Consider the following 7809-nt stretch of genomic DNA (forward strand, 5'->3'; position numbering starts at 1 on the left):
TTCTTTAGGAATAACTATTAATCGTACTGTTTTGTACGCTTCCTTTTTCTATAACATACGGCCCATCGGCGTTTCCTTTTAATACGACACCGTCACCAATTTTCACGTCTTTATCAATAATAACACCGTCTATTATACAGTTATCTCCAATTTGGCTCTTTTGCATAATAATACTGTTACGAATAATTGAACCTTTTCCAATTTTAACTGAACGGGAAACAACACTGTTTTCGACTTCCCCTTCAATAATACTACCGTTTGCAATCATTGTATTTTTCACGACTGCACCCTTTAAATAACGAGTTGGTGGCTCATCTTTTACTTTCGTAAAGATCGGTGCTTCTTTCTTAAATAATTGCTTCCAAATAGCAGGTTGCAAAATTTCTAAGCTATGTTTATAGTAACTTTCAATCGAGTCAATAATTGCTACATATCCAGTATGTTCATATGTAGCAATGTGTAATGATTTCCCGCGCTTTTCTCTCACTACATCAAATAAACTGTATTGTTCCACATCTTTATATGACTCAAATAAGTCTAACAATAATTGTTTCTTTAACACATATGTTTGAAGCGAAACCCCTTCATGGCAAACTTCCGTAATATCAGCTGCCGTATGTATATGTCGCTCTAACACCGCTTGAAAATTTAATGCTGTTACGAGATGGCTATTCGTAATAACAACGTACTCTTCTCTGCTTCTTAGAAAATAATCAATATGTCTTCTAAAGTGTGCAAAAGACCCAAATTCATCTTGGTCACATTGGCAGTTTGGCGGGAATAAAAATAGTCCGTCTCGTTTTCTATCTAAATCCCACTGTTTTCCTGAACCAACATGGTCCATTAACGAACGATTTTTATGGCTTGTAAAAACTGCCACACTATGAATACTAGAATTCACCATATTTGAAAGCATGAAATCAATGAGTCGATAACGGCCCCCAAACGGTAACGCCGCTAGTGAACGATGCCCTGTTACTTTCTTTAAGGAAGGAAAACTTCCCGTTGCATTAATAATTCCTAACATTTTTTCTCCCATTCATTTCATCCCCCTTTTCTATTTCCCTTCAGCAATTAATACTACATCGTCAACATTCTTTTCTGGACGAATGATTGTTCCATCTTCGATAACCATTTCTGATCCAACAATCGCTCTTTCAATCACAACATTTTTACCAATCTTAGCCCCTGGCATAACGACAGAATCAATCACCATACTTCCTTCTTCCACCGTCACTCCTTGGAATAACACAGAATGCTTCACGTCCCCTTCAATGACGCACCCTTCGTTAATAAGCGATTCTTCTACTTTCGCCTTTTCAGCAATATATTGAGGCGGTTCGTTTGGATTGACAGAGTAAATACGCCAATTACGATCGTTTAAATTCAGTGATGTTTCATCGCGAAGCAAATCCATATTCGCTTCCCATAAGCTCTTCACCGTTCCAACATCTTTCCAATATCCTTTAAACGGATACGCCATTAGCTTCTTCCCTTCATCCAATAAAAGCGGAAGTACGTCTTTTCCGAAATCGTTACTAGATTCAGGATTTCTTGCATCCATCTCTAAATACTCTTTCAAAATTGACCAATTAAAAATATAGATTCCCATTGATGCAAGATTACTTCTTGGAAATTGCGGTTTCTCTTCAAACTCAACAATCTCCATTTCTTCATTTGTATTCATAATGCCAAAGCGACTCGCTTCATCCCAAGGTACTTCAATAACAGAAATGGATACGTCCGATTCTTTCTCAATATGGTAATCTAGCATCTTACTGTAATCCATTTTATAAATATGGTCGCCTGATAAAATGAGAACATACTCCGGTTCATACTGACTTAAATAGTTTAAGTTTTGATAAATGGCACTTGCCGTACCTGTATACCACTTAACCCCTGAAGACTCCGCATAAGGAGGTAAGACTGTGACCCCACCGTTTACTCGGTCTAAATCCCACGCATTTCCGATTCCGATATAATTATGAAGTTCGAGTGGTTGATATTGCGTTAAAATCCCAACCGTTTCAATACCAGAATTCGCACAGTTACTTAGCGTAAAATCAATAATGCGATATTTACCACCAAATGGAACAGCTGGCTTGGCTAAATTCTTTGTTAATGCACTTAAACGACTACCTTTTCCCCCTGCTAGTAACATTGCTACGCACTTTTGTTTTTGAGCCATCTTGTTTTTTGCTCCCCTTTCTCGTCTTCACTGGTCGTAATATGGATACGCCAAATGGTGGAATTGTAATCTCTACATGTGCTGCTTGATTATGGTACGGTTCTAGAATCGTCTTAAGACGTTTCTTATTCACTTGTCCCGAACCGCCATATTGCTGTGCATCACTGTTTAAAATCTCGTTATAATACTCGAAATCTGGTACACCTACTTTATAGTTTTCATATGTAGCTTTCGTAAAATTACATACGATAACTAACGCATCTTCTTGTTTATCCCCTTGGCGGATAAACGAGAAAATACTTTGCTCGTTATTATTAGCATCAATCCACTGAAAACCTTCAGGCGAATGATCAAGCTGCCAAAGTGGTTTTGAGCGCTTATACAATGCTATGAGCTCTTTAAAGTAATCATGCATATAACGATGCATTTCAAAATCATGTAAATTCCAATCTAAATCTTCAAGGTCTTTCCACTCATCAAACTGCCCGAATTCTCCTCCCATGAAAATTAATTTCTTTCCTGGGTGAGTAAAGAAATATCCATATAACAAACGAAGCTGAGCAAACTTATCCCAGTAATCACCTGGCATTTTATTTAATAACGACTTTTTCCCATGAACGACTTCATCATGAGAAAGGGGTAATATGAAGTTTTCAGAGTAAGCATATAGTAAAGAGAACGTCATTTTCTCATGAATATATTTTCTGTACTCTGGCGCACACTCCATATATTTCAGCACGTCATTCATCCAGCCCATATTCCATTTGTAATTGAATCCAAGCCCACCTTCATACGTTGGTGCTGTTACAAGTGGCCAAGCTGTTGAATCCTCTGCCGTCATAAGAAAATCTTCATCCTCTGCAAATACCGCTTCATTTAACTCCCGTAAAAATGAAACAGCGTACTCATTACTTTGCTCTTGTCCTTCTTTATTCCAGTACAACATGTTCGCAACTGCATCTACTCTGAAACCATCAATATGGAAATATCTCATCCAAAATAACGCATTTGAAATTAAGAAATTACGTACCTCTCTCTTTCCTAAATCAAAATTGACAGTTCCCCATACTAGATTTTCTTGTACATCTTTATCTTTATATTCATAGGTCGGTGTGCCATCAAACAAATATAAACCGTGAGCATCTTTACAAAAGTGCCCCGGTACCCAATCTAAAATGACACCGATTCCATATTTATGACATTCGTCGACAAAATACATTAAATCATGCGGTGTACCAAATCTACTCGTCGCTGCATAATATCCCGTTCCTTGATATCCCCAAGAACGATCATATGGATGCTCAACAAGCGGCATAATTTCAATATGTGTAAATTGATGTTCCACCACATACGGAATGAGTTCTTCTGCCATTTCCCTGTAAGAATATAGTGTTCCATCTTCTTTCTTTTTCCAAGAACCAAAATGTAATTCATAAACTGTCATCGCTTCTTTATAAATCGGTTTTTTCTTTTTCTTACGATTCCAGTTTTTATCATTCCATTCATATCCTTTTATATCAAAAACTACAGATGCCGTATTCGGTCTTACTTCTGCATATATAGCATACGGATCTGCCTTTAAAATGACGTCACCAGCCAACGTTTCAATCGCATATTTATATATTTCTCCTTCTTCAATATGCGGTATAAATAAGGACCAAATGCCTTCTTCTGTCACTTGTAGCATCTTATGTTGCTCATAATCCCACTCATTAAAATCTCCAACAACACTCATTGCTTTCGCATGAGGAGCCCACACTGTAAATCGTACCCCTTGAATCTCATCTTCCGTCACAACATGTGCGCCAAAGATGTTATAACTTTCATAGTACTTTTCTGTATGAAACTCATCTCGTTTCACTTCTTCACAATTTATTACACTCAATATGCTCACCTCACTTAGATGACAGAATTTTTATACTTTAACTATTTCTGCGAAAAACTGCAATATCCTTGTTAATTTATAAAAAACATTCGTTTTTTTCTTAAAAATGTTAGTTTTTCTTCACATTTCCGTGTAAAATATCGAATTTTGACGAATATTCATTGAAAACGCTTTATTACCCTTGTATATTTTTTCTTATTATTTTTTCTCAATCTTTATTTTAGTAGGTTTATCCTACTTTTCATGCTATTTTCCACTCAAAATCAAAACAAAATAATCTATCATAAAAAAATGTTTATCAATATTTTTTGTCATAATTTTATTAAAATGCGAAATTTAATCCTGCTTTTGAAAAGCTACTTTCCGACAAAGGAGTAACCGCAAAAGTAAATGAACCGAAACTAGAGGCAGGTTCTGTTACAGTTGGCGGCGCTATCGATGACAAAAACTTTGCTGGATTAGATGGTGATTTCCCGTTCATTGATGTAACTTTCAAAGTAGAAAATGATGAATTTTATGAAGCAAACGCTCAATTAGAGTCACCAATTTTTGTTTACAGGAAACAAGGTGAATCAGAACCAAATAGAATGCGTGTACTTCAAGATCAAACATTCTCAGTTATGTCCTTAAACTCACTAGTAGAAGGAAATATTAAACCTGGTGCGTTCTTAAATGAACGCGGATATTTAGATGAAAAGTTCGATTATACAAAGCTTGGCGTAAAAGTATATGCGACTGATTCTTACCGTCATAAGTTTGAAGGCTCACTAGATAAATACGGATACTTCAAACTAAATGAACTTCCAGTTAATAAACGCGACTATAACTTATATGTAGAGGTGCCAAGACATTTAACAAGCCGCCTAACAACGAAACTTGGTACTGAAAAAGACGGTAAGCTGCTTGGCCAATATTATTATGCAAGACCTGACGAAAACCTTGCCGGCGATGTAAATGGTGATAAAGTAATCGATATTAAAGATGCTGAAATTATCGCTAGCAACTATGGTAAAAAAGAACTAACTGTAAAAGACGGAGACCTTAATAAAGATGGTATTGTCGACGAAAAAGATATTCGCTTCGTTGAAAGGAACTTCTTGAAAAAAGGTCCAGATGCATCTAAATCACAAACACCTGTAGAAAAATCCAAAAGCGGTACACTGGCAGATATTTTAAAGAAATTAGGATTAACACCTAAAAAATAATAAATTGAAACTTTAATCAGTGGGTTTTTACTGCCCGACAAATAGTGGAATAATAAAGAGCACTCTACGTAAAATAGAGTGCTCTTTTCTATAAACGACCCTTATCCAGCAAAAGGGGTATATTGGGGATATACAAGGGAAACCGGAAAAGGAATTTATATTAAATTATATAAGTTCAGAGGTAAGAAGCAGTTTCCCACCTCTGAATTATTTAGCAATTATTATAGTACTGGTGCCATTGTTTCTTTTAATACTTTTACAGAATGAGCGAACTTCACTTTTTCCTCTTCATTTAGCTCAAGTTCTACGATTTCACGTACACCTTCGCGGTTAATTACAGCTGGAACACCTACGTAAGCATCTTTCTCGCCGTATTGACCTTCAAGGTATGCAGATACAGTTAATACGCTGTTCTCGTTGTTTAAGATTGCTTTAGTTACACGAAGTAGTGACATACCGATTCCGTAGTAAGTTGCACCTTTACGCTCGATGATATGGTAAGCTGCATCACGTACGTTTTCGAAGATTTTGTCTAAGTCTTCTTGTTTGTACTGTTCGTTGTTAGCTAAGATTGTTTCTAATTTTTGTACACCGATAGTAGCGTGGCTCCATACTGGAAGTTCAGTGTCACCGTGTTCACCAACGATGTAAGCATGAACGTTACGTGGATCTACATCTAAGTAGTCACCTAACATGTAACGGAAACGAGCAGAGTCTAAAGTAGTACCAGAACCGATTACGCGCTCTTTCGGTAAACCAGATTCTTTCCAAGTTACGTAAGTTAAAATATCAACTGGGTTAGTTGCGATTAAGAAGATTCCATCGAATCCGCTATCCATAATGCCGCGAACGATTTGTTTAAAGATCTTTGTATTTTTCTCAACTAAGTCTAAACGAGTTTCACCTGGCTTTTGTGGTAACCCAGCAGTGATAACAACTAAATCTGCATCTTTACAATCTGCATAGCTACCGCTCCAAACTTTTGTTGGTGATGGAGAGAATGGTACCGCATGGCTTAAGTCCATTGCTTCCCCTTCTGCTTTTGCTTCATTAACATCTACTAATACGAATTCTTCAGCTACACCTTGGTTGATCATTGAGTAAGCGTAACTACAACCTACAGCTCCTGTTCCTACTAATACTACACGATTGATACCTTTTTTCATGGTAATTTCCCCTCTCTATTGTTCACATATATTTTTTTATGATTGTTTAAGTAATTAATTAAAATACTAATTTAATGTTGTTTAACTTCTTTACATTCATATTGTAGCACGTATTATTGTGAATTACTTCACAAATTATGACCTATTTGTGAACTTTTTCACATAGAGTGTAAAGTTATTGGAATAGGTGTGGAATCCATTTCAATGGAGGCGTTTTCTTTAGATTGTGAAAGGGATTTTCTTGTGTTTTTCGTCGGTAAGTGAAATTATATCGGCGATTTTTAGAATATATCGACCGTAACTCCAAATATATCAGCGATTATTAAAATTTATCGATCGTAACTCAAATTATATCAGCGATTTTTGCAATATATCGACTTACCGACAAAACTCGACAATAATGACAACATAAAAAAGCTGTCTCCAGTAGATCACACCTGTTGAAAGAAGCAGCTTCTTCTATATATTATTTATTTTCATCGGTTTCTCCAAATGTAGGAGGCTACAGCCATACAGCTGGGGTAAATAAACAACATGATTGTATTTACGGCTCTCTATACCCAACTGCAACAGCCCATACTTCATATTTCTTCTATTGCATAAAAAAGCAGACTATCCAAAGTCCACCTTTATACAACAAAAAAGAGATAGCAGATTATGCTATCTCTTTTAGTATGACCCGTACGGGATTCGAACCCGTGTTACCGCCGTGAAAGGGCGGTGTCTTAACCACTTGACCAACGGGCCAGTTCTGGCAGAGAAGAAGGGATTCGAACCCTCGCACCGCGTTCGCGATCTACTCCCTTAGCAGGGGAGCCCCTTGAGCCACTTGGGTACTTCTCTATAAATATGGCTCCGCAGGTAGGACTCGAACCTACGACCGATCGGTTAACAGCCGATAGCTCTACCACTGAGCTACTGCGGAACAATTATGGTGGGCCTAAATGGACTCGAACCATCGACCTCACGCTTATCAGGCGTGCGCTCTAACCAGCTGAGCTATAGGCCCATAATTGAAAAGCGGGTGAAGAGAATCGAACTCTCGACCAGAGCTTGGAAGGCTCTTGTTTTACCACTAAACTACACCCGCATTAAATTGTAAATGGTGAGCCATGAAGGACTCGAACCTTCGACCCTCTGATTAAAAGTCAGATGCTCTACCAACTGAGCTAATGGCTCATTTTGAAAGTGGTGCCGACTAGAGGACTTGAACCCCCAACCTACTGATTACAAGTCAGTTGCTCTACCAATTGAGCTAAGTCGGCTCGTGATTTCAAAATGGTGGCTCGGGACGGAATCGAACCGCCGACACGAGGATTTTCAGTCCTCTGCTCTACCGACTGAGCTACCGAGCCTTTATGTAAA

4 protein-coding genes, 8 tRNA genes and 1 pseudogene are annotated in these 7809 nt (G+C 37.5%); 1 reads left to right on the top strand and 12 read right to left on the bottom strand.

Annotated features, from left to right (window positions below; translation table 11 throughout):
- Window positions 1-4: 4 nt before the first annotated feature.
- From glgD to glgB, 3 genes are read right to left on the bottom strand one after another with little or no spacing between them, the layout of a single operon-like run.
- Entirely contained in the window at window positions 5-1039 is a 1035-nt protein-coding gene (glgD, locus tag ACQGS6_RS07950; protein WP_326318275.1) for a glucose-1-phosphate adenylyltransferase subunit GlgD, read from the bottom strand.
- 18 nt (window positions 1040-1057) lie between these two features.
- Complete coding sequence (gene glgC / locus ACQGS6_RS07955) at window positions 1058-2188, bottom strand: glucose-1-phosphate adenylyltransferase (protein ID WP_326318274.1); 1131 nt, start codon at window positions 2186-2188, stop codon at window positions 1058-1060.
- Entirely contained in the window at window positions 2136-4073 is a 1938-nt protein-coding gene (gene glgB, locus ACQGS6_RS07960; RefSeq protein WP_000111396.1) for a 1,4-alpha-glucan branching protein GlgB, read from the bottom strand. The genes glgC and glgB overlap by 53 nt, the downstream gene beginning before the upstream one ends.
- 326 nt (window positions 4074-4399) lie before the next feature.
- Here glgB and ACQGS6_RS07965 point away from each other — a divergent pair.
- Window positions 4400-5278: pseudogene (locus ACQGS6_RS07965) on the top strand (dockerin type I domain-containing protein); the annotation flags it as partial.
- Between the two features lie 221 nt (window positions 5279-5499).
- On the opposite strand, the gene ACQGS6_RS07970 reads toward ACQGS6_RS07965, so the two are convergent.
- The 9 genes from ACQGS6_RS07970 to ACQGS6_RS08010 form a co-directional block, all read right to left on the bottom strand.
- Complete coding sequence (locus ACQGS6_RS07970) at window positions 5500-6444, bottom strand: L-lactate dehydrogenase (protein ID WP_000715340.1); 945 nt, start codon at window positions 6442-6444, stop codon at window positions 5500-5502.
- 675 nt (window positions 6445-7119) lie between these two features.
- Window positions 7120-7191 (bottom strand) — tRNA-Glu (locus tag ACQGS6_RS07975).
- Between the two features lie 5 nt (window positions 7192-7196).
- Window positions 7197-7287, bottom strand: a tRNA-Ser gene (locus tag ACQGS6_RS07980).
- 7 nt (window positions 7288-7294) lie between these two features.
- A tRNA-Asn gene (locus tag ACQGS6_RS07985) sits at window positions 7295-7369 on the bottom strand.
- Window positions 7370-7376: 7 nt separating this feature from the next.
- Window positions 7377-7453, bottom strand: a tRNA-Ile gene (locus ACQGS6_RS07990).
- Between the two features lie 10 nt (window positions 7454-7463).
- A tRNA-Gly gene (locus ACQGS6_RS07995) sits at window positions 7464-7534 on the bottom strand.
- Window positions 7535-7547: 13 nt separating this feature from the next.
- Window positions 7548-7623: transfer RNA gene (locus ACQGS6_RS08000), tRNA-Lys, on the bottom strand.
- 10 nt (window positions 7624-7633) lie between these two features.
- Window positions 7634-7709: transfer RNA gene (locus ACQGS6_RS08005), tRNA-Thr, on the bottom strand.
- 14 nt (window positions 7710-7723) lie between these two features.
- A tRNA-Phe gene (locus tag ACQGS6_RS08010) sits at window positions 7724-7799 on the bottom strand.
- Window positions 7800-7809 lie beyond the last annotated feature (10 nt).

The organism is Bacillus sp. GMs2/2 (assembly GCF_050172095.1).
Lineage (GTDB): Bacteria > Bacillota > Bacilli > Bacillales > Bacillaceae_G > Bacillus_A > Bacillus_A cereus.